The 22110-nt window shown below is 34.3% G+C and carries 18 protein-coding genes and 1 pseudogene; 9 read left to right on the top strand and 10 right to left on the bottom strand.

Annotated elements, in window-relative coordinates:
* Nucleotides 1-40: 40 nt before the first annotated feature.
* The 5 genes from BLP44_RS06505 to BLP44_RS06485 all read right to left on the bottom strand — a co-directional run bounded on the left by BLP44_RS06505 (nt 41) and on the right by BLP44_RS06485 (nt 4208).
* Nucleotides 41-760 carry a DUF4197 domain-containing protein gene (locus tag BLP44_RS06505; RefSeq protein WP_008462362.1) on the bottom strand — a complete coding sequence of 240 codons (720 nt, stop codon included), beginning with the start codon at nt 758-760 and terminating at the stop codon, nt 41-43.
* Between the two features lie 142 nt (nt 761-902).
* Nucleotides 903-1466, bottom strand: a complete 564-nt coding sequence (locus BLP44_RS06500; RefSeq protein ID WP_091130723.1) for a hypothetical protein — start codon at nt 1464-1466, stop codon at nt 903-905.
* A 28-nt stretch (nt 1467-1494) separates the two neighbouring features.
* Nucleotides 1495-1917, bottom strand: coding sequence for a cytochrome c oxidase assembly factor Coa1 family protein (locus BLP44_RS06495; protein WP_091130720.1), 423 nt, complete (start codon nt 1915-1917; stop codon nt 1495-1497).
* A 171-nt stretch (nt 1918-2088) separates the two neighbouring features.
* Complete coding sequence (locus tag BLP44_RS06490) at nt 2089-2433, bottom strand: hypothetical protein (RefSeq protein WP_091130709.1); 345 nt, start codon at nt 2431-2433, stop codon at nt 2089-2091.
* A gap of 197 nt (nt 2434-2630) precedes the next feature.
* Nucleotides 2631-4208 carry a L,D-transpeptidase family protein gene (locus BLP44_RS06485; protein ID WP_091130706.1) on the bottom strand — a complete coding sequence of 526 codons (1578 nt, stop codon included), beginning with the start codon at nt 4206-4208 and terminating at the stop codon, nt 2631-2633.
* 292 nt (nt 4209-4500) lie between these two features.
* On the opposite strand from BLP44_RS06485, the gene BLP44_RS06480 reads away from it, so the two are divergent.
* The 6 genes from BLP44_RS06480 (at nt 4501) to BLP44_RS06460 (ending at nt 13160) form a co-directional block, all read left to right on the top strand.
* Entirely contained in the window at nt 4501-7941 is a 3441-nt protein-coding gene (locus BLP44_RS06480) for a methylmalonyl-CoA mutase family protein (protein WP_091130704.1), read from the top strand.
* Nucleotides 7942-8177: 236 nt separating this feature from the next.
* On the top strand, nt 8178-8570 hold the full coding sequence (tssD, locus tag BLP44_RS06475) for a type VI secretion system tube protein TssD (protein WP_091130700.1): 393 nt from the start codon (nt 8178-8180) through the stop codon (nt 8568-8570).
* Between the two features lie 19 nt (nt 8571-8589).
* Nucleotides 8590-10446: a phage baseplate assembly protein V gene (locus BLP44_RS06470; RefSeq protein WP_139159182.1), complete on the top strand. Its 1857-nt coding sequence runs from the start codon at nt 8590-8592 to the stop codon at nt 10444-10446.
* Nucleotides 10447-10457: 11 nt separating this feature from the next.
* Complete coding sequence (locus BLP44_RS22930) at nt 10458-10631, top strand: hypothetical protein (RefSeq protein WP_162927190.1); 174 nt, start codon at nt 10458-10460, stop codon at nt 10629-10631.
* 115 nt (nt 10632-10746) lie between these two features.
* Entirely contained in the window at nt 10747-11781 is a 1035-nt protein-coding gene (locus tag BLP44_RS06465) for a DUF2931 family protein (protein WP_162927191.1), read from the top strand.
* 2 nt (nt 11782-11783) lie between these two features.
* Complete coding sequence (locus tag BLP44_RS06460) at nt 11784-13160, top strand: T6SS phospholipase effector Tle1-like catalytic domain-containing protein (protein WP_091130695.1); 1377 nt, start codon at nt 11784-11786, stop codon at nt 13158-13160.
* A gap of 148 nt (nt 13161-13308) precedes the next feature.
* On the opposite strand, the gene BLP44_RS06455 is transcribed toward BLP44_RS06460, so the two are convergent.
* From BLP44_RS06455 to BLP44_RS06435, 5 genes are all read right to left on the bottom strand, one after another.
* Complete coding sequence (locus tag BLP44_RS06455) at nt 13309-13695, bottom strand: flagellar motor protein MotB (protein WP_091130693.1); 387 nt, start codon at nt 13693-13695, stop codon at nt 13309-13311.
* 328 nt (nt 13696-14023) lie between these two features.
* A complete protein-coding gene (locus tag BLP44_RS06450; RefSeq protein WP_091130690.1) occupies nt 14024-14410 on the bottom strand; it encodes a secretion protein in 387 nt (128 codons plus the stop codon).
* 366 nt (nt 14411-14776) lie between these two features.
* Nucleotides 14777-15178, bottom strand: a complete 402-nt coding sequence (locus BLP44_RS06445) for a T9SS type A sorting domain-containing protein (protein WP_008462386.1) — start codon at nt 15176-15178, stop codon at nt 14777-14779.
* 469 nt (nt 15179-15647) lie between these two features.
* Nucleotides 15648-16052 carry a secretion protein gene (locus BLP44_RS06440; protein WP_008462388.1) on the bottom strand — a complete coding sequence of 135 codons (405 nt, stop codon included), beginning with the start codon at nt 16050-16052 and terminating at the stop codon, nt 15648-15650.
* Nucleotides 16053-16659: 607 nt separating this feature from the next.
* Complete coding sequence (locus tag BLP44_RS06435) at nt 16660-17025, bottom strand: DUF3244 domain-containing protein (protein WP_008462389.1); 366 nt, start codon at nt 17023-17025, stop codon at nt 16660-16662.
* A 450-nt stretch (nt 17026-17475) separates the two neighbouring features.
* Here BLP44_RS06435 and BLP44_RS06430 point away from each other — a divergent pair, with 450 nt between their 5' ends.
* The 3 genes and pseudogenes from BLP44_RS06430 to BLP44_RS22925 form a co-directional block, all read left to right on the top strand.
* Nucleotides 17476-18348 (top strand): AraC family transcriptional regulator, encoded by an 873-nt coding sequence (locus tag BLP44_RS06430; RefSeq protein ID WP_008462391.1) that lies wholly within the window; start codon nt 17476-17478, stop codon nt 18346-18348.
* Between the two features lie 192 nt (nt 18349-18540).
* Nucleotides 18541-19401 (top strand): alpha/beta hydrolase, encoded by an 861-nt coding sequence (locus BLP44_RS06425; RefSeq protein WP_091131376.1) that lies wholly within the window; start codon nt 18541-18543, stop codon nt 19399-19401.
* 556 nt (nt 19402-19957) lie between these two features.
* Nucleotides 19958-22110 (top strand): annotated as a pseudogene (locus BLP44_RS22925) (immunoglobulin domain-containing protein); the annotation flags it as partial.

Raw genomic sequence — 22110 nt, 5'->3', positions numbered from 1 at the left:
CCCTTTGTAACTTTGTTCCTTTGAACCTTACAAGAAAAAACTATTTTCCATCCTGCATTGCAAAAACCTTTTGTAATAAAGGCGTTGTTCTTGCAGTAATATTATTTCTGATTTCTTTTTCTTCAACAGCAATCATTTTAAAAACACCAGACAAAGCTTGATTGGTTGTATAATCAGTCAAATCTGGATTTACTTTTTTTACTAATGGAATAGTGTTGTATTTTGTTATAATTTTTGTCCAGACAGCATCTGCGCCTACTTTTGCAAAAGAGTTTTTTATTACTGGATTAAATTTGGCATATAATGCAGTTGTGGTACTGGTTTGCAAATAATTTGTTGCTGCATTGTCACTTCCTAAAAGAATGTTTTTAGCATCTGTAAAAGTCATGTTTTTTACTGCTGTAACAAAAATCGGAGTAGCTTCTTTTACAGCATCCTCTGCGGCGCGGTTCAACATTTTGATTCCTTCATCTGCAAGAGAGCTCAATCCCACTTTACGTAGAGTTGCATCTACTTTTTGTAATTCTTCAGGCATTAAAATTTTTACAGCTTCGTTTTTATAAAAACCATCTACGGCGGTTAATTTACTTACTTGTTGTGTAATTCCTTTATTTAAAGCTTCTTTTAATCCGGAAGCAATATCAACAGTTCCTGTTGTTGGAATCTGGGATGCGATTTGTGGCAATTGATTTAAAGTCTGTTGTACCTGTGCGCACGAAGTAAGAGAAAATGTAACGGCTAATAGTAAAATCTTTTTCATTATGGGGGTTTAGTTTAAGTTTCAAAAATACTACTTATTCAAAAATAACGCCACAATTTTATTTTAAGCAAACTAACATTTTGTTGTAAACTTAACATAAGAGGATTTAGCGACTTAGAACCTCCATTTTTTCCATCTTAATTTATGGCCATCCCATGCGAATATTATCTTGCCAGTAGGTTTTACTAGAAATATAAACGGGTTTTGAAAGTATTATAGGTTTATTATGAGCATCAAAATATTGAACTCGAATGATTTTATCATTAGAATCATCTTTCATATCAATGTTTCCTTCGGCATCATCAATCAGTTTCTTTTTTTGGAGATACAAGTAAGGTTTTTCGACAATATATTCAGTAACAGCTTCTCCGTTTAGTTTTAAATTGCAACCAATCAAATTTCCGTTGCTGTCAAGCGATTCAATTCTTCTCAAATAATTATTTTCATAATAATATATTTCAAAGGCAATCCTACAAGATCCTAATTGAAGTTTATTGTTTTGCAATCTAAAACGCAGTATTTGGTTTTTGGCATTTGTAAATTCAATAGAGCCATTTCCCTCTGCATTAATATCATTGTGTAATATTCTAGCAGGTTTTGAGAACCGTTTGATTTGATTGGGGTAAACGTGATAATTTTCGGCAGATTGTGCGAAAGAAGAAACACACAGAAAAAGTCCTAAGAATAGACTAAAAAAAGATTTCATTTATAATTTTTATTAGGGCTATAGATTTTTATGGCTGCAATAAATCTATTTTTTCATTTGTTTTTTCAATATAGACAGACATTTCACTGTATTTCCATTTTCCTCTTTTTTCACCAACAACAAATAATGTTGCTTTGCCCTTAGGGCCTTTTATCGGAACTTGCACATCGCAAGTTCTAAGATTATTGGAAGAAGTGACACTTCCAGAAACGATTCCGTCTGTTTCTATTGGAGATCCGAGCCTCTCAACTACTAATTTATTATTTTGTACTGCTGTCATAGATTCTTTATAAGCCTCAGAATCTTTTAATACGGAAGTTACTTCATAGAAAATTCCCCCAATAAATAAAGCCACTAATATGATAAGTGTTAAGCATCCGCTTGGAATAAGCCATTTCCAGTTTCGGTTTAGCCAGCTTTTACTTTGAACCAATTCGTTGGAATCTTCCATAAACATGAGTTTTAGATATATACGATAGAGCTAAAGTAAGGATAAAATTCTTATGTTTTAAGAGTATTTTTGGGAAAAATATTGATATTCAAATCTTTAAAAATAGTCGATTTAGAATAAAAAAAATCACCTTATGCAACTTGTAAGATGATTTTTAGAAAGCTTTTAAACTTAAAAAGATAATTTCGATGGCTTGTAAGTGGGTTTATTAGAATTTAAATCTTTTAATATAGTTTCTGTATAATCTTTTCCGCCTTTTAGGAAATAAAACAGCGATTTTACTACATAAATGGGGGCATATGGAAAAATACGCCAACTTACGGACAAATTCAGAAGAAAGTGTTTCAAGGCATATTTAAATGTGCCTTCATTTGGACGGATAAAATATATGTTGGGTGCCTTGTTTTTCTTTACCATTTCAGAAACAATAAAAGGAAACATAATAAATTTTCCTCCCTGTTGAATTAAAACGTTTATTTCGAACATGGTAAGTCCTTCAATATTATTTGTTTTCATAATAGTTTACTTTTAAACATTTTATAAAAAAAATGAAGCTGAATTATGGTGCAAAAAAAGAAGATTCTAAAAAAATTATTGCCTTTAAAAGATTTAAGAATAATACTTTACGGCATTTTTGAATTGAGACTAAAATAGAAAGAGGGAATCTATCAAATATACTTTTGATAAATTCCCTCAAAAATTATTGGCGTAAATTATTGATTTACAGTTGCTGCGTCAGGAAGTACTTCACGATTTAGATCGGCGTCTTTTTCATATACATCCTGAAAGAAGCCAATTTCACCTTTTTCATTTACTAATGAAGTAAAATACGTAATGAAAATAGGCACTTTTTTAGACAGCTTAAAACTGTTTTCTACTTTACCCGCCATAGCTTTGTCGATTTTTGCTTGGGTCCATTCTGGATAATCTTTCAGCATGGCCACAGCAAGTTCTTTTGCCATTTTTACATTAATGCATCCGTGGCTGAAAGTTCTTTTTTCAAAGTCAAACAAAGTTTTAGATGGCGTATCGTGCATATAAATATCATCAGGATTTGGAAACATAAATTTTACCAATCCTAAAGAATTGTCTGGTCCTGGTTTTTGTCTTACTTGGCCGTTAACCATCTCCATATTTTTTTCTGCAAGATAATTTGGATCTGCAGCAATTTTAGATCTTAACTCATTTTGCACAATGCTTTGAGGCACTGTCCAATATGGGCTAAAAACAATTCGGTCAATTTCTCCATTAAAAATCGTGGTTTTAGTCAAAGGCGCTCCAACAAATACAGGAGAAGTTAAAACTACTTTTCCGTTTTTAACATAAAACAATTCATAAGAAGGAACGTTAACTAAAACATATTCGTCGCTTGCAGCAATTTTAGCCGAAATTTCACGACATCTTTCCATGTTAAGTTTTAAAGTTGCTACCTTGTCTTCAAGCGGAATATTCATTTCATCAATATGTTCTTGAGCCAAGATGTAATTAGGTTTAAATCCGTTGCGGACTTTGTATTTCATTACAGCATCCATCAATTCACGATCATAAACTTTGCTTTTAGAATCGGTTTTTAAATCTCCTAATAAGTACAAGCGAGTTCTAACCTGTGAAATGGTGCTTGAAACCGCATCTGGACGCAACTCTTTATATGGAGATTCTTCTGGAACAATAGGTTTGTATTTGCTGGATTTTTCTAATCTTTTGTATTTTTTTAGAGCATCTTGCAATTTGTAATACTGATCAAATTCAACTTTTTCATTGGTTGCAACTGCTGTTGTTTCTTCTTCTAATGTGCTATAGTTTAAGAAATCTTTCAGCATGGCATCATAAGCAATTCTTTTTTTATCAGCATTATTTTTCTTAGTGTACAATACATACAATGAACTTAAAAGCATATCTGCATCCGTTTGAGAAAGAGTGCTTTTATCTGATGAAGCGCTAAACAATTGATCAATTTCTTTTTGATAAGGAATGATTAAGTCATTTGTTTTTTTTGCTTTTTCATACAAAACAGAACCAAACTCGTTAATTTCATCTTCGTCAAACCAAATAGTTCCAAGCGTTCGGTTTTTGTACAACGACATAACTTCCGATTTATATTTTTTCAAATCAGAATATCTTTTAAAGAAGTCGTTCGAAATTTCGTTTACATCATCTGAATTGTGGTAAAAGGTTGAATGATTTGAAGCTTTTGTATTCTTATATATGAAATCACTTTTTTCAAAACTGTTAAAAGAAAATACAAAAAAACTCAAACCTAAAATTACGGTGAATGAATAAAATGTTCTCATTTTTTTAATTTTTACGTTATTACTTTTCTATGTAAGTTTTTAGGTAAAAATTTGGGGCTTTTCTACACTGCTAAATTAATTTAGGAAGGCTTAAAATATGTTTTCTGATTTTATTTAAATGTTGCGAAATTGCCATGTCTTTAAGCTTTCTTTAACTATATCAATTAGTTACGTAATTTGTTACCCTTTTGGTTTACGAAATCGATTTATTTTTGTTAACATAAAGCTATTGTCTTAATCAAATATTAAAATATTTTGTACATTGGTCGCATAAAATTATCATATTCATAAAATGGAACAACAAATACCATATATTCCTAAAAATAAAGTAAGAATTGTTACTGCTGCTTCGCTTTTTGACGGACATGATGCAGCCATAAATATTATGCGACGCATTATCCAATCTACGGGTGTTGAAGTAATTCATTTGGGGCACGATAGAAGCGTTGAAGAAGTGGTAAATACCGCCATTCAAGAAGATGCCAATGCTATTGCCATGACTTCGTACCAAGGCGGACACAACGAATACTTTAAATATATGTATGATTTGCTTCGCGAAAAAGGAGCGGGACACATTAAAATCTTTGGTGGAGGAGGAGGTGTAATCCTGCCTAGCGAAATCGAGGAATTACATGAATATGGTATTACAAGAATTTATTCTCCAGACGACGGACGTTCTCTTGGTTTACAAGGAATGATTAATGATTTGGTCGAACGCGCCGATTTTCCGATTGGAGATAAATTAAACGGAGAAATCGATCATATCGAAAATAAAGTTCCAACGGCAATTGCGCGTTTGATTTCTGCTGCCGAAAACTTTCCTGAAATTGCAAAACCAGTTTTTGACAAAATTCACGAAAATAATGCCACTTCAAAAATTCCAGTTTTAGGAATTACAGGAACGGGAGGTGCCGGAAAATCTTCTTTGGTGGACGAATTGGTTCGCCGATTTTTAATTGATTTCCCAGAAAAAACAATCGGATTAATTTCTGTCGATCCTTCTAAGAGAAAAACAGGAGGAGCACTTTTAGGAGACAGAATCCGTATGAATGCCATAAATAACCCTCGTGTGTATATGCGTTCGCTGGCGACACGTCAATCGAATTTGGCTTTGTCTAAATATGTAGCCGAAGCGATTCAGGTTTTAAAAGCCGCAAAATACGATTTGATTATTCTGGAAACGTCAGGAATCGGACAATCTGATACAGAAATTATGGATCATTCTGATGTTTCTTTATATGTAATGACACCAGAATTTGGAGCGGCAACACAATTGGAGAAAATCGATATGCTTGATTTTGCCGATTTAGTGGCTTTAAATAAATTTGATAAACGTGGAGCTTTAGACGCTTTGCGCGATGTAAAAAAACAATATCAGCGTAATCATGGTCTTTGGGATAAAAGCCCAGACGAAATGCCGGTTTTCGGAACGATTGCTTCGCAGTTTAACGATCCGGGAATGAACACGCTTTACAAAGCGATTATGGATAAAGTGGTTGAAAAAACGGCTTCAGATTTGAAATCGACTTTTGAAATCACTAAAGAAATGAGCGAGAAAATATTTGTGATTCCGCCAGGAAGAACACGTTATTTATCTGAAATTGCCGAGAATAATAGAAATTATGACGAGACTGCAATTGCACAGCAAAAAGTAGCTCAGAAATTATATGGAATCTTCAAAACCATTGAATCTGTTTCGGGTAAAGTTCCTCAAATTACAAAAGCAGGAATAGACGATTCTTCTGTTTTAACAGGAGGATTTCAAGAACACGACGAAAACAGAATCTTCTTAAATCTTTTACTAAATCAATTCGATAAAGTAAAAATGGATTTAGATCCGTACAATTGGGAAATTATCCTGAATTGGGATGAAAAAGTAGCGAAATACAAAAATCCAGTTTACTCGTTTAAAGTTCGTGATAAAGAAATCAAGATTGCAACGCATTCTGAAAGTTTATCACATTTACAAATCCCGAAAATTGCTTTACCTAAATATGAAGGCTGGGGCGATATTCTGCGTTGGAATTTACAGGAAAATGTTCCTGGCGAATTTCCTTTTGCTTCGGGATTATATCCGTTTAAACGTGAAGGGGAAGATCCGTCTAGAATGTTTGCGGGCGAGGGCGGACCAGAAAGAACCAACAAGCGTTTTCATTATGTGAGCGCGGGAATGCCTGCGAAACGTCTTTCTACAGCTTTTGACAGCGTAACTTTATACGGAAATGATCCAGATTTGCGTCCAGATATTTACGGGAAAATCGGAAATGCGGGCGTTTCAATCTGCTGTTTAGATGATGCTAAAAAACTATATTCAGGTTTCGATTTGGTTCATGCTTTAACTTCGGTAAGTATGACGATTAACGGACCTGCGCCAATGTTGTTAGGTTTCTTTATGAATGCCGCAATCGATCAGCAATGTGAGATTTATATCAAAGAAAATGGTTTAGAAAAAGAAGTTGAAGCTAAAATCAACAAACTTTATAAAGATAAAGGAATCGAAAGACCGAAATACCAAGGCGAACTTCCAGCAGGAAACAACGGTTTAGGATTAATGCTTTTGGGCGTTACAGGAGATCAGGTTTTACCTCAGGAAGTGTATAACGAAATAAAAGCCAAAACATTATCGCAAGTTCGCGGAACGGTTCAGGCTGACATTTTAAAAGAAGATCAGGCGCAGAATACTTGTATTTTTTCAACTGAATTTGCTTTACGATTAATGGGCGACGTTCAAGAATATTTTATTACTAAAAACGTTCGTAATTTCTATTCGGTTTCGATTTCTGGATATCATATTGCAGAGGCAGGAGCAAACCCAATTACGCAATTGGCATTTACGCTTTCAAATGGTTTCACTTACGTGGAATATTATTTGAGCCGTGGCATGAACATCAACGATTTTGGTCCGAATTTATCGTTCTTCTTCTCGAATGGAGTTGATCCAGAATATTCTGTAATTGGTCGTGTGGCGCGTAAAATTTGGGCAAAAGCCATGAAAAACAAATACGGAGCCAACGAAAGAGCGCAAATGCTGAAATACCATATTCAGACTTCTGGTCGTTCGTTACACGCGCAGGAAATTGATTTTAACGATATTAGAACGACTTTACAGGCTTTATACGCGATTTATGACAACTGTAATTCGCTTCATACAAATGCGTATGACGAAGCGATTACTACGCCAACAGAAGAATCTGTGCGTCGTGCAATGGCAATTCAGCTGATTATCAATAAAGAACTAGGTTTGGCGAAAAACGAAAATCCAATTCAAGGTTCGTTCATCATCGAAGAATTAACTGATTTAGTTGAAGAAGCCGTTTTGCAAGAATTCGACAGAATTACAGAAAGAGGAGGAGTTCTAGGCGCAATGGAAACCATGTACCAAAGATCTAAAATTCAAGAAGAAAGTTTGTATTACGAAACCTTAAAACACAACGGAGATTTCCCAATTGTGGGTGTAAATACGTTCTTGAGTTCAAAAGGTTCGCCAACGGTAATTCCAGCAGAAGTTATTCGCGCAACAGAAGAAGAAAAACAATATCAAATTACGATGTTGGATAACTTGCATAATTTCCACGAAGCAAAAGTAAACGAGCATTTAAATGCTTTACAGCAAGCGGCTATTAAAAACGAAAACTTATTCGACCATTTAATGGAAGCTACAAAGGTTTGTTCTTTAGGTCAGATTACTTCGGCGTTGTTTGAGGTTGGTGGGCAGTATAGAAGGAATATGTAAACTTAATGTTTTTATAGATTTATGGAAAAACCTCTTAAGATTTTTGAGAGGTTTTTTTTATGCTTTTTAAGTTTCTATTAATTGTTAAATTAAATATTTTTCTTACTTTTTTAAAGTTTTTTAATATATTTACCGTATAATTATGTAATATTTTATTTACTTAAATACCACTTCTCATTTATTGATTAAGGTTATAAAATCTACAAAAGCCTGCAGATAATCAATACCCTTTAAATATGAGCTTTTTAGCAAAATTAGAATTAGACAATGAAGTGTTTAATGTTTTAGAATTTGATGTTCATTTTACCCAGAATGTCGATAACAACGGAAAACCTGCCAATAAGACAAAAGGCGGACAGATAAAACTTGTAATAGAAAGCACGCAGACAGATCTGTTTTCAGATTGGATGGTATCCCAAACCAGCGTAAAAGACGGGAAAGTCATTTTTTACCGAAGAGACGCGATGAGCACCATGAAAAATGTAACCTTCAAAAAAGGCTACTGCATATCGTTCCATAAAAGTTTTAGAAGCGAAGGATCAGTTCCTATGGTTACTGAGATTTTAATTTCATCCAATGAAGTAAAAATCGGGAACACGCTTTTTGAAAATAATTGGAAAAATTCATAGACCTTCTAAATGACTAATTATGGCATTACAGACAATCACAAATATTAAAATTGGCGAAATTCGAATTACCAATTTCAGCAAATTAGAAGTTTTTCAGACCATTCACGACCACCACACTTTTTCATTTGAAGTAAGACAGGATTTATTGGTGGAAGAATTTAAAAGCGTTATGCCTTTTTCCCAGAAATTATACGGAGAAAAAATAAGCATAGAGATAAAACCTATAGACGGACTTGAAGATCTTATGATTGGAGCAGATCCTAAAGATTATATTATGCAGTTTTATGGCATTGTCACCGAAGTCAGACTGCAGAAATCACGAATCAGAGACATAGAGGAAACTATTGTGATAAAAGGGAAAAGCTCTACGATAGTTCTAGAAAACGGACCCGAGTGCAATTCTTTTACCAATATGCCTTTGAGCGATATCGTAAGCAAGGTAAAATCAGGCTGTGATATCGATATGGATGTCAGACCATTTTATTTGGACAATCTGCCTTATACAGTGCAGTATAACGAAAGCAATTTCTCTTTTCTAAACCGTTTGGCAAAAAGAAACGGACACTGGCTATATTATAATGGGCGAACGACCATTTTTGGAAGTCCCGGAGGTGTTGGCGGACAGCCAAAATTAATCTACGGAATAAACATGCAGGATTTTGATTATACCATTAAACTTCTGCCCGCACAATTTAAAGTAATAGAAAATGACAATAATGGCGGCCAGTATAGAACCGACGAAACCTTAAGATACAGAAAAGAAGCCGACGGATTCCATCAAAACTTTTTAAACAGGTCTAATGAAGTTTTTAACATAGAAACCGTAATACAGCTTAACCAGACTCCTGCTGGCGGATCTGGAAGACAGTCTTCTGAGGAATATGCCAAAAACAAAATGCGTGCTGTTTTAAGCAGTTTGGTAGAAATGAAAGCATCGAGCGAAGTTCCGGGAATTACCGTAGGAAACGAAGTGCGCGTATTGGGTGTCGACATGCAGCTGGAGAGCTCTTACCGCGTAACCCAGATTACGCACATCTGCGATGACGGAGGCGGTTACGAAAACCACTTTACAGCCGTAAATTTTAACGGTTCTGTATTTTCTCCCGAAACAGATCCAGATCTAGTGCCTCACTGCAAAAGCCAGACTGCCATTGTAACCGCCAATGCAGATCCTGACGGACTCAGCGGCATACAGGTGCAGATGCCTTGGCAGGCAGCCAAAGGCGAAACCACGCCCTATATCCCCTTAATTCAAAAATACGGTGGCGATGCCAGAGGCTCTCATATCATACCTGAAATTGGCGATACCGTTTTTGTAGACTTTCAGGGCAATAATGCCGAACTGCCTATTGTAATGGGAACCATGACCAGCAGAAAAGAAAAAAGCGGCTACAGTACGCCGAATAATGATATAAAGGCAGTAATGCATAGCCGAAGCGGAAACAGAATTATTAATGATGACGCTACGGGTGATATTACGATTGAAAGCCAAAAAGGCGAAACTATTGCAGTTCTGTATGGTGATGGCAATATAAGATTTAAAGCCCCTAAAAATATTGAATTGGAAGCTGGTGGGGATGTCCTTATTGCAGCTGGAAAAAATGTAAAAATTGAAGCTAAAGAAGATATTGATGTTGGAGCGGGGAATGATATGACACAGGAAGCGGGAAATAATATTTCAATAAATGCTGAGGGTGATATTATAGAGCATTCAGATAATAGGACTGAATTGGTTGATAAGGATTTTAAGCGTACTTCAGATATTTCAAATGAAATAGCTTCGGAAGCAAGTCTTTATAGCCATGAAGAAGATATGACTATACAAAGCGGAAAGCAAGTACGTATTAATAGTGCTGAAAATTCTAATCTTTTTTAATTTTTAAAATTATGGGAATTATAAAACGAGCAAAAAATATTGAAATAAAAGTAACAGAAAATTACCAATTGATTGTTAAAGGCAAACTTGAAAAGAATGCCAACAAATTGAATTTTGAAGCGACGAAAGGAGATTTGAATTTAATTTCTGGGAAAAAGATAATAGCTCACGGTAAAGAAAAATAATGATGGAAAATAACAATTAGCGGTGAAAAAAAATAGTATCAAAAAATATAACATTTTATTATGCTTCATCATTATAATAGTGATGGCTGTCGTAATAATAACAATGACTTCATATATGAAAAAAGAATACGAGTGGTCGGCACATATTTGTGCGCCAAAAGAATATCCTATAGAAGTATATACAGGAGCAGCAGGAGGCTATTTTTTTAGTCAAATGGGAGGTTTTAGCAATTCTGGTTGGGGCTGCCGTATAGGAGATAGTGATATTAAAGCTCCAGTGCCTGATAGATTAGATATGACATGGCTGTCGTATGTGGATGATAAATTTTATACAGGCGAATGGAAGCTTCCTGTCGAAAAAATACAGCAGCTTTTTGATGAAGGCTATTATTCTAAAAGGGGATTAGAAGCTAAAACAGAAGCTTATAATATTATAAACATTGGACTTGGTCCAAAAGGAATGGTTGTAGTTTGGGTCGCGGGAACAGATAGACAGGTGGAAGTTGCAAGGTTTCAGGCTAGTGAAACTACTTTAGACCCCAAACTGATTACCGAAGAGGAAAAGTATATGTTTAGAGAAGGCTATAGTTCTCATAGACTAGAAAATAATCATGTTATATCGCAAGATTTAAGAGAGTATATAACCAAAAACGGTTATCCGCCATCGGAAGTTTATGAAGCCTACAGAGAAAAATACCTCTGGAAGCCAAAAGTGATACTGCCGGAAGGCTGCAAAATTAGCAGACTATACATTAAGATGTGTAACGGAGAATTTGAAGACCCTTTCGACAGACCAATAGAACAGAACTACAGAGCAATTCCTTATGGCTTTCAAATTTTCTGGTCGGTTATGAATGGCAAAAAAGAGCAAGAGTATGTATCCCGTATTGCTTTTACCAGAGATAAGGAGTATTGGGCAAAATATCTCGAAGCAGGTGGCAATAACGAAATTCCTTCGGATTTTAACAAAAATGAAATTAGGAAATTGTTTAAGGAATATATAGATAAAAATAAACCCGCAGAAATGGTTATAAAGATAGATCCAACAAAACAAACAGATAATAGTTGGGTAACTGATTTTTATATAGAGCAAGGAGGACAAAAGTACAATTTGAGTCAAGTCTGTCAAGATTCGGGTAAATTGAATTGATTATGAGCATAGTATTTGGAAATTACACACCGCCCAAGAAAGTAACAAAAACACAAGATTTAACCGTTGGTGTTTTTTTTGACGGCACCAACAACAATAAAAACAACACTAAAGCCAAAGAGTATTACGACAAACGGGCAAGAGGCAAAAAACTAACGCCTGAGGAGGAAATTTCGGCAGAGGCCTATAGAAGATATGGCAGGGATCATGAAAGCAGCAGTTATTACAACGATTGGTCTAACGTAGCAAGACTTCATGATGCTTATCCAGATAATTTGGCAGTATACGTTGATGGAATCGGTACCGTAAAGGAAAAAGGTGATGAGCTATTAGGTGCTGGGTTTGGTACTGGCGATACAGGTATACTAGGAAAAGTAAAAGAAGGCTGTGAAAAGTTGGCTATAGCAATCAGCAAACAAAGTGAAACCAAAGAAATACCCGTACTTTATCTGGATGTTTTTGGTTTTAGCCGTGGTGCGGCTGCAGCAAGAGTTTTTCTAAATGAAATAAGCAAAAAAGCTCTACCTTTGTCTGTCAATCAAAAAAATAAGGCGGGATATTTGGGATATTATTTGGCAAAAAATGGTATCAAAGTAAGTCTTATAAAAGTTAGGTTTTTGGGTCTTTTTGATACAGTTTCGTCATACTCGGCACTGGCAAGCGCAAAAACTAATTTTGATAATGACAAAACTGAGATACCATTAAATAATTTGTCTAAAGCGGAAACTGTAATGCATTTTACGGCGACTGATGAACACCGCAATAATTTTTCGCTTACTAAAACTACAGTAGGAAAAGAAAAAGAATTTCCAGGCGTTCACTCAGACATTGGTGGTAGTTATAATAATGGCATTGAAACGGTTGGAGTTATTGAGAAAAATTTTAAAGAAGTACTTCATAAACTTTCGGAAAAGTTAATTAATGAATCTTGGTATCTCGATGATCAGCTGGAAATTTCTTTCTTCGGCCCTAAGCACGAACTTAAAGGCACACGAAACTTAAAAAATACTTATAGCTATATTCCTTTGCATTTTATGGCAGAATCAGCTATAGCATTACAAAAATTACCTTTTGATGAAGTAAAATTAGAAATTGATAAATATAGCATTTCAAATGATGCTTTGCTTATGCGGGTAAAAAAGCGTTTGCGGAGATATGTTTTTGGTGACGCCTCACCTTATGTTTTTAAATGGTATGGCGATATCCATAAAAAGTACATTGGTGTAGAAGCTGGAGATAAAAATTATAATGTCTACCAACAGGAGTTGCAGGAACAAGAAGATTTAAGGGAGCTCCGCAATAAGTATTTGCATTGGTCAGCCGACAATGGTTGTCTTGGTATGGAACCAACGGCAGACAGGAAGCGTAAAACGTTTTAATTCCGATCGAGCAGATTTTCACCCGATAGCGCGGATTTACAATCCGTGCTATCGGGTCGTCTTCCACTTCGCGATATGATTGATTTTGATTTATAAAAGAAAACCTCTCATTTCTGAGAGGTTTTTTTATATCTATTCAAATAGTATATTAAACTTTCTTTTTTATTGTTGTTTTCGGCTTACGTTTTAATTTTTCGATAAGAGCATCGGCTTTTGCGTTTTCACAAATAAAACGTAACGATTCTGCATAGCGGTAATAATATACAGGTTCTAAATCTGTGGTAAGAGAAAAAAGTTTGGTGTACCATTCGGCTGCTTTTTCGAGTTCGCAATTCGAATACGATGAATTTCCTAGTTTTTGAAATAAGTCTACAGATTTGTAGCCTTTTGCAGCAACCTTTTCGTAGGTTTTTATAACGTCGACATAGGCATACTTTTCGCCGACCTTATCGGTTTTATAATAAGTTTCATTTTGCGCAACTGCACGAAATGAAAATACGATTAACAATACTAAAAGAGCTAGTTTTTTCTGCATAGGTTTTTAGTTTTGGTTGTGGTATTTAATCGTATTCATTAATTGTTTTTGAAAATCTTTCACTGCAAGAAACAGTTATAAAAACAATTATAAACTTCACTAATTTATTTTTATTGTATGCTTGGTGCAATTTTGGTTACAAATATATGGAAATCAGTAACATGAATTGATTTTAGACGACGTTTTGTAAATAAAAACTGTTGTATTGCATTTTAGAATCAATTGATTTTGAAAGTTTTGAATATATAAATTAGATTTTATCGAGAAATAAAACAAAAAAAGCAGCTCCTGGTACGAGCTGCTTTTCTAATTTTTTAGGGGCAAAAAATTAACGACGGAAAGCTGGACTCTGATTTACAGATTGGTCTAACTTTACAGTCTTTACTTTTTTAGCAGCAACTTTAATTTCGTGTTTCTCAACTTTGTCGTTGGCTTTCACTTCAAGAACATACGTTCCAGCAGGAAAACTTTCTAAACTAATTGTTTTAGAAACTTCCAATTTGTCTGCTGCAGATTCTCCCGCATAAAGTAAGTTGTGATTCTCATCATAGATAGAGAAAGATGCATTTTCTACAGTGTCTAAAGTAAAGCTAACTACTTTTCCGTTTCCTGTTTTGATATTTAAAATGTAATCACCTTTTCCATCAATGGCATAGGTAAACACAGTCGCTAAAAAAAAGGCAGCAACTAAACCAGCTTTGGTAAATTTTGTCATGTTTTTTTTAAATTGTTAATTACTAAATGTGGAACGCGTAAAACTACAAATACAAATTTAATTTTTAGCAATAAAATGGCATTTTTAAATCCATAAGTTATTGAATTGTAATTATTTCTGCATTTTGTTTGAACTATGTACGTAATTACTGGGCTTACGGATTGTTTTTTCTTGAATATTTTTTAGTCCTTAAAAATCAGTGGGTTGTAATTAATAAGAATAATTTTCAGAAAATGGTTTTGCTTTGCAATTTTGGATTTATTATAAAACAAAAAAACAGCTCCATAACCACCAAGAGCTGTTTCTTAAAACGTAATTTTTAATTTTTTTAACCTCAATTTATACCTTTTTGGGGCGTATAAATTCTTAGCGCGCAGCAACACTTGAATTTTTGGCAAAACCAGCTTTGTAAACTGAAGAAATTGCAGTTCTAGATAATGACGCAGTATCATCTATTGTAATTTCATATTTTGCTTTTTTCACATTGTCTTCTACTTCTAAGTAATAAGTTCCCTCAGGAAATTGCTCTAAACTGAAAGTTCTTAAAATTCCATCTTTTCCAGATGCAGTTTCAGAATAGATTAAAGTTCCGTCATTGTCATAAATAGCTAAATTGGCTTTCTGTACTTTGTTAAGTGCGAAAGTGATCAGTTTGCCATTAGCTTTTAATACATGAAGATTAAATTCTCCATTTCCATCAATTGCGTAAGTGCTTATTCCTGTGAAAAGCAACGCTGCTACTAAACTCAATTTTGCAATCTTTTTCATGGTACTTAGGTTTTAAATTAATAGTTCTAATTCTCTGATGCTAAATTACTTATGTATTACATGAAAAAGCACAACTGTATTTTCTGATTTCTATGCTATATTCTCATTTACGAAACCGTTATAGGTTAAATCTTGAATTATTTTCAACGTTTTTGTTAATTCGGTTATTATTTTTTAATGTTTTGCTTGTTTTTAAATTTACAATGGTTTAAGGATTTATTTACAAAATGCAATAAGTTTTTTAACCGCAAAGACACCAAGAAAGCGCAAAGTTCGCAAAGCTTTCAAATAAAAAACTTTGCGAACTTTGCGAAACCTTAGCGCCTTTGCGGTTAAAAAAATGTGGCAAAATTAAAGCAAAAAAAAAACAGCTCAATAACCACAAAGAGCTGTTTTTAAAACTTTTGAAAGTTTTTAAACTTACTAACTATCTAACCTCACTTTATACTTATGAAAAGCATAAACTTTTTTAGCGTGCTGCCACGCTTGTATTTTTAGCGAAACCTGCTTTATAAACCGAAGAAACTGCTTTTTGAGATAAAACAGAAGAATCGTCAGTTATTGTGATTTCGTATTTTGCTTTTTTTGCATCGTTTTCTACTTCTAAGAAGTAAGTTCCTTCTGGAAATTCTTCTAAGCTGAAAGTTCTTAAAATTCCATCTTTACCTGAAGCGGTTTCAGAGTAAATTAGAGATCCGTCTTTGTCATAAATAGCTAAATAGGCTTTTTGTGTTTGGTTAAGGCCAAAAGTGATCATTTTGCCATTAGCTTTAATAACGTGCAGGTTAAAATCTGCTGTTCCATCAATTGCATAAGTGCTTATTCCAGTGAAAAGCAACGCTGCTACTAAACTCAATCTAATAATCTTTTTCATGGTATTTAGTTTTTAAATTAATAGTTCTAATTCTCTGATGCTAAATTACTTCAGTTGTAAGTAAAAAAACAATACTATATTTGCCAATTTCGATGCTATATTCTCATTTACGAAACCGTTATATGTTAAAATTTGATTTATTTTTTACTGTTTTGGTTAATTTGGTTATTATTTTTCAACGTTTTTGATGGTTTTTAATTTACAATATCATAACGGTTTCTTTAAAAAATGTAGGAAGTTTTGAAAGATGCTAAGGTTCTGAGATACTAAGAATCTAAGTTTTTTGGATGATGTGTTTAACCGTAAAGGGCGCAAAGATTTTTACTTAAGATTGTGAATACAAACGCAAAGTTCGCAAAGCTTTATCGAAAAAAACTTTGCGAACTTTGCGTTCCCGATAGCTATCAGGATTGTGTCTTTGCGATAAAAAAAACTTTACTGTTAAGAAAGTATAAAGCAAAAAAAAACGGCTCAGTAACCACAAAGAGCCGTTTTTAAAACTTTTGAAAGTTTTTAACTTACTAACTATCTAACCTCACTTTTTATACTGTATTAGAGTATAAAGTTTTAAGTGCCGTGAAGAATTGCACTTAACGTTTATATTTTCTTAGTTAACAGAAACTGTTCCTTTTGAAGACAAAACAGAACTATTAGCGTTAACAGTAATATCGTATTTTACTTTTTTGAAGCTGTCAGCAACTTCTAAAATATATTTTCCTTCTGGAAACTGTTCTAAACTGAAAGTTCTTAAGATTCCGTCTTTACCAGAAGCGGTTTCAGTATAGATTAATTCACCATTATCATCATATATACTAATAACTGCTTTTTGTAATTGATTAATTCCAAAAGCAATTACCTTGCCATTTCCTTTTAATACATGAAGATTTAACGTTTCATTTCCATCAATTGCATAAGTACTCATTCCTGTTAGAAGTACTGCACATACTAAACTTAATTTCATAATCTTTTTCATATTCTATAGTATTAAATTTTTTTCGTTCATTTCTCTGAGGCAAAGTTATAGTAGCATGTGTGTTATTTTAACATCTATATTTTCCAATTTATATGCTATATTCTCATTTACGAAACCGTTATAGGTTAAAATTTGATTTAAATCTTATGTTTTTGTTAATTTGATTGTTATTCTTCAAAGTTTTTCGAAAACTTAATACTTCTTAAAATTTCCATCTTTCTTACAATTTTTAACATATTGGTATAAAATCAGGTTTTAAATGGGATAAATAAAAAAAAAGTAGAGAAAAAAAATAAGACCTTAAAAAAAAGCCGATTTTGATATAAATTTTTCAGTGTTAAGAACGTTATTTTAATGTAAAATTCGCATTTACGAAACCGTTGTAGGTTAAAATTTAAATTATTTTAGGTGATTTTGTTAAATTTGCTATTATTTTTTAAAGAAATTATCATGAAGACTATTGCCCCAGCTCTAGAAGTGATAACTAACTCATACGGAAGTTCTTTTACCTACACTAAACACGCCGAAAAGACCAATAGCAAAGCTCATTTATGGCACTATCATCCAGAAATTGAGTTGGTTTATATAAATGGCGGGGCTGGAAAAAGACAAATAGGAAGCCATGTTTCTTATTATACCAATGGTAGTTTACTTTTAATAGGAGCTAATTTACCGCATTGCGGTTTTACAAATGAGCAGACAGGAAATACAAATGAAACTGTTATTCACATAAAACCTGAATTTTTAGGAAGCGATTTTTTTGTTGCTCCCGAAATGAAAAAAGTTCAGAATATATTAAAACAAGCTAAAGGTGGAATCGCTTTTGGTGGTGAAACGAAAAAACGTATTGGAGAAAAAATTGAAATGATGGAAAATGAACCGCCATTTCAAAGATTAATGACTCTTTTGACTGTTTTAGACGAACTAGAATCAGCTGAAGAATATACCATTTTAAATGCTGACGGATTTACGATGGAACTTCAGACTCAGGATAATGATCGTATGAATGTGGTTTTCAACTTTGTGAAAGATCATTTTCAGGAATCTATTTCTATAGACGAGGTTTCAAGTTTGGTGAGTATGACTACGCCTTCTTTTTGTCGTTATTTCAAGAAAATTTCAAACAAAACATTTACTGAGTTTGTAAATGAATATCGTTTAGTGCATGCTTCAAAGCTTTTGGCGGAACAGCCTATGAGTATTAATGAGGTTTGTTACGAAAGCGGTTTTAATAATTTCAGCCACTTCAGCAAATCGTTTAAACAATACACCGGTAAAAGCGCCTCGCAATACCGTCATGAGCATAAAATTATAATCAGCTAGTTTTTGGCTTGATGCTTTTTAGCCACGAATTGCTTCGCCTGTTCGCTGTCGCTCGAGTCACGAATTTTATTTGATATTAATTTGTGAATTCGTGGCTATCTTTTTTAAGTGCAAGAAGAGATCGGATTTTTCATATATTTTATTCTGAAAAAAGGTATATTTACAAACCCTAATCAGAAAAAAAATATTAAAATGAAGAAATTTAAAATGCTATTGTCTGCATTTTTGCTTTGTCTTACCACCATGACATACGCTGCAAAAGTAGACACACTTCAAGTTGCCAGCACTGCAATGGGAAAAACCTATAAAGCAGCGGTAGTTTTGCCCAATTCTTATGCTAAAAGCAAAACCACTTTTCCAGTAATGTATCTGTTGCATGGCGCATACGGACATTTTAGCGACTGGCTAAAAAATACTCCAAACAAAAAACTGGTTCACAATCTTGCAGATCAATATAATATGATAATCGTAATGCCAGAAGGCGAGACGTTTAGTTTTTATATTGATAGTCCTGTAAATAAAGAAAGTCAGTTTGAGACTTTTATTACGCAGGAAGTAATTCAGAAAGTAGATAAAACGTACCGAACAATTGCCAATAAAGGCGGAAGAGTAATCACGGGGCTTTCAATGGGCGGTCATGGCGCTTTATATTTATCAGCCAGACATCCCGATTTGTTTTGTGCAGCTGGAAGTATGAGCGGTGCCGTAGATATGAGTACAATGCTTAACAGAGATTCGTCTGCTCAAATTGTCAAATTAATGCAGCCTGTTTTTGGCGATAAAAGCGGAAATACTGAATTGTACGAGCAAAATTCTGTTTTAAGAATGGCTGATAAACTAAAAGCGAACAAGTTGCCACTAATAATAGATTGCGGTGTAGATGATTTTTTAATTGAACCCAATAGAGAGTTACACAGAAGATTAGTTTATAACAAAGTCGACCACGATTATACAGAACGTCCAGGAGCTCATACATGGGATTATTGGGAAAACTCGCTTCTGTATCATGCATTATTTTTTAGTAAAATATTGTTTAAAACTAAAACAAAGTAATTACGAAATTCATATTTTTTAATCAACATGCGTGTTATTGTGTTGTTTGGTTAATATGTTTTTAAGAAATTGACAAAAAAGACCTTTTGTTTTTGAAAAATGAAAGGTCTTTTTTTATTTGAAAAAGCGCTTCGTACTACTTTTCTTTCTTATTATGTTCCGTTCATCGATTATTTTTGAATGATATCGATTTTACTCGTTTTTAATTGAGAGCATATAGGTTATTAACTAATTTTAACAAATGTTTATCCCCCCTGATCGTCAATGTCAGATTAATTTCTGAGGGTCAAGTCTTTTTTATAAGAGTTTTAGATTTTGTGCTTCATAACTTTTGAAGAAGGTTTATTATTTACATGTAATTGCCAAATCTGCAAACTATCTGGTTTTTTGCTAATGTAATGGTATTCTAAATACTATTATTATGAAAAAAACTATTTTTTATCACATCAAGATTTTACATGAATTTTGTGAAATCTTTCGTTGTTCTTTTATCGATTTAATTTTTCCAAATTTTAATTTGACGAAAATTATTGTGCACAAAAAGTATCAATTTTATGTGATGGTACTTTTTATGCTATTTGCTATCCATCCTTCCTTGCATTCACAAGCTATATCTGGAGCGGCCGTGCAAGCTAATTTTGGTATTGATGCTGACGTTTATGCAAACAAAGAGCAATTTTTAGTTCCCCCAACAGTTTCAGGTATTTATGATGACTGGTTTTTTAATTCGGCTTTCGCCAATGGAACGGGTCAAAATGTTATCGATCAGACTAATGCGGCGGGTCTAAAAACATCAATCCAAGCGAATAATAATTTTACATTCGAAAAAAGAATGTCGAAACCCAAAAATACCATGGTTGGTAATTTTTTGTGGATTGATGCTGTTTATGGACGTGATGGAAATTCAACGCAAAGTAACAGCGACTCTAATACTTTTTCTGGAAATTCTAACAAGAATGGCGATAACCCGACTACTTGGGCTTTAGGTTCAGGTAGTATTCCTCAAAAAGATGATATTGTCGATGTGTATGGCTATTTAAGAAGAGATTTGTCTCCGGCGGCATTAGCGGTGAATCCTAATGGAATTTTATGGGGATATGGAGGAGCATCTAAAATTTCTTCTGATGGGAATTCCCATTTTGATTTTGAATTTTTTAGAACAGAAGTAAGCTTTAACGGTAGTGCGTTAGTTGGTACAGGTAGCCAAGCAGGACACACAGCATGGACTTTTGACGCTACCGGAAAAATACTTGTGCCTGGAGACGTACTCGTTGCCATTGATTTTGAAAACGGTGGGACAAAACCGCTTGGAAGTGTAAGAGTTTGGATGTCTAGTGCTGATATTGCTAATTTTAACTCAAGACCCGACAGACCTTTTGATCTTACTGGTGTTTTTGACCAAGGAAATGGTGCGCCTCCTTACGGATATGCCGAAATAAAAGCAAAAGGTGGAGGGATACTTACCAATGTTTTTGCAGTTGTTAATGTAACGGCTGCAACATTAGGTCCGCCTTGGGGAACTTTAGAAGGTTCGCAAGCCAATTTTCAAGATAATTATAAGGCTTTGCAGTTTACAGAGTTCGGACTTAATTTGACAGCGTTAGGCTTGGATAGCCGAAATGTTAACCAAAGTCCTTGTTCAAATTTATTAGGTAGTCTGATAGTAAAAACAAGATCGTCATCTTCATTTACGGCAGAATTAAAAGATTTTTCAGGCCCTTATTTGTTCGGAAATATTACGGATGTAGCCGTAGAGGGTAATGTTAGTAATCCATTAACCTGTAATAATCCAACAGCTACTTTAACAGCAACACCAACTCCGCCAAATGCCACTATAAAATGGTACGGCCCTTCACCTGATGGCATAGCCGATGGCCCTTTTATACCAGGAAATGCTCCTGTTGTATCTGTTAAGGGAGTTTATACGGTATATGCTTATACAAATTTAGAAGGCTGTTTTGCTAAAAAAACGGTCACAGTCCTTGAAAATAAAGAACCGCCAAATGTTAATGCGGGAGAAGATAAGGCTTTAACGTGTTTAATAACATCAATAAAATTATCCGGCTCATCAAGTACGCCTAATGCGACCTATTTATGGAGTACATTGGACGGAAACATTGTATCGGGCGGTACAACGCTCACACCAACAATTGATAAGGCTGGAACTTATACCTTAACAGTCACCGATCCTATAAATGGATGTAAAAAAGCAGATGACGTAGTTGTGACAAGCACTCCGCCAACGCCTATTAATATAACTTGCCCTGAAGATAATATAAAAAGTTCTTGTTTTTATGCCGATCAAGCCGCGGTTAATACTGCTTTTGATGCTTTTAAACAAAGCTTTACAGCTTCGGGAGGTAATGGAACTTTAACAATTACAGGATTAGAGAATTTGACTCCTCCAGCTTTATGCGGAGGAACTGTAACCGTAAATTATAATGTTACTGATTCTTGCGGATTACAGAAATCATGTTCTGCGACTTTCACCATTACGGCTCCTGCGGCGGTAAGCGCAGAAGCTCCGACCTCAGTGAATGCTTCGGCCTGCGCGTATGCAGACCAGGCCGCATTGGATGCCGCATTCGAGGCCTTCAAAGCAGGCTTTAAAGTGAGCGGCGGCTGTGATGCGAAAGGGGAAATCCAAGGCAGTCCGACGGCTCCGAAACTATGCAACGGCGGAACAGTGACAGTTACCTATAAAGTGAC

Origin of the sequence: Flavobacterium anhuiense (assembly GCF_900101855.1) — a bacterium.
Classification (GTDB): Bacteria; Bacteroidota; Bacteroidia; order Flavobacteriales; family Flavobacteriaceae; genus Flavobacterium; species Flavobacterium anhuiense.
Note: the sequence above shows the minus strand (reverse complement) of the source record. Positions and strands in the feature narration are given on the sequence as shown.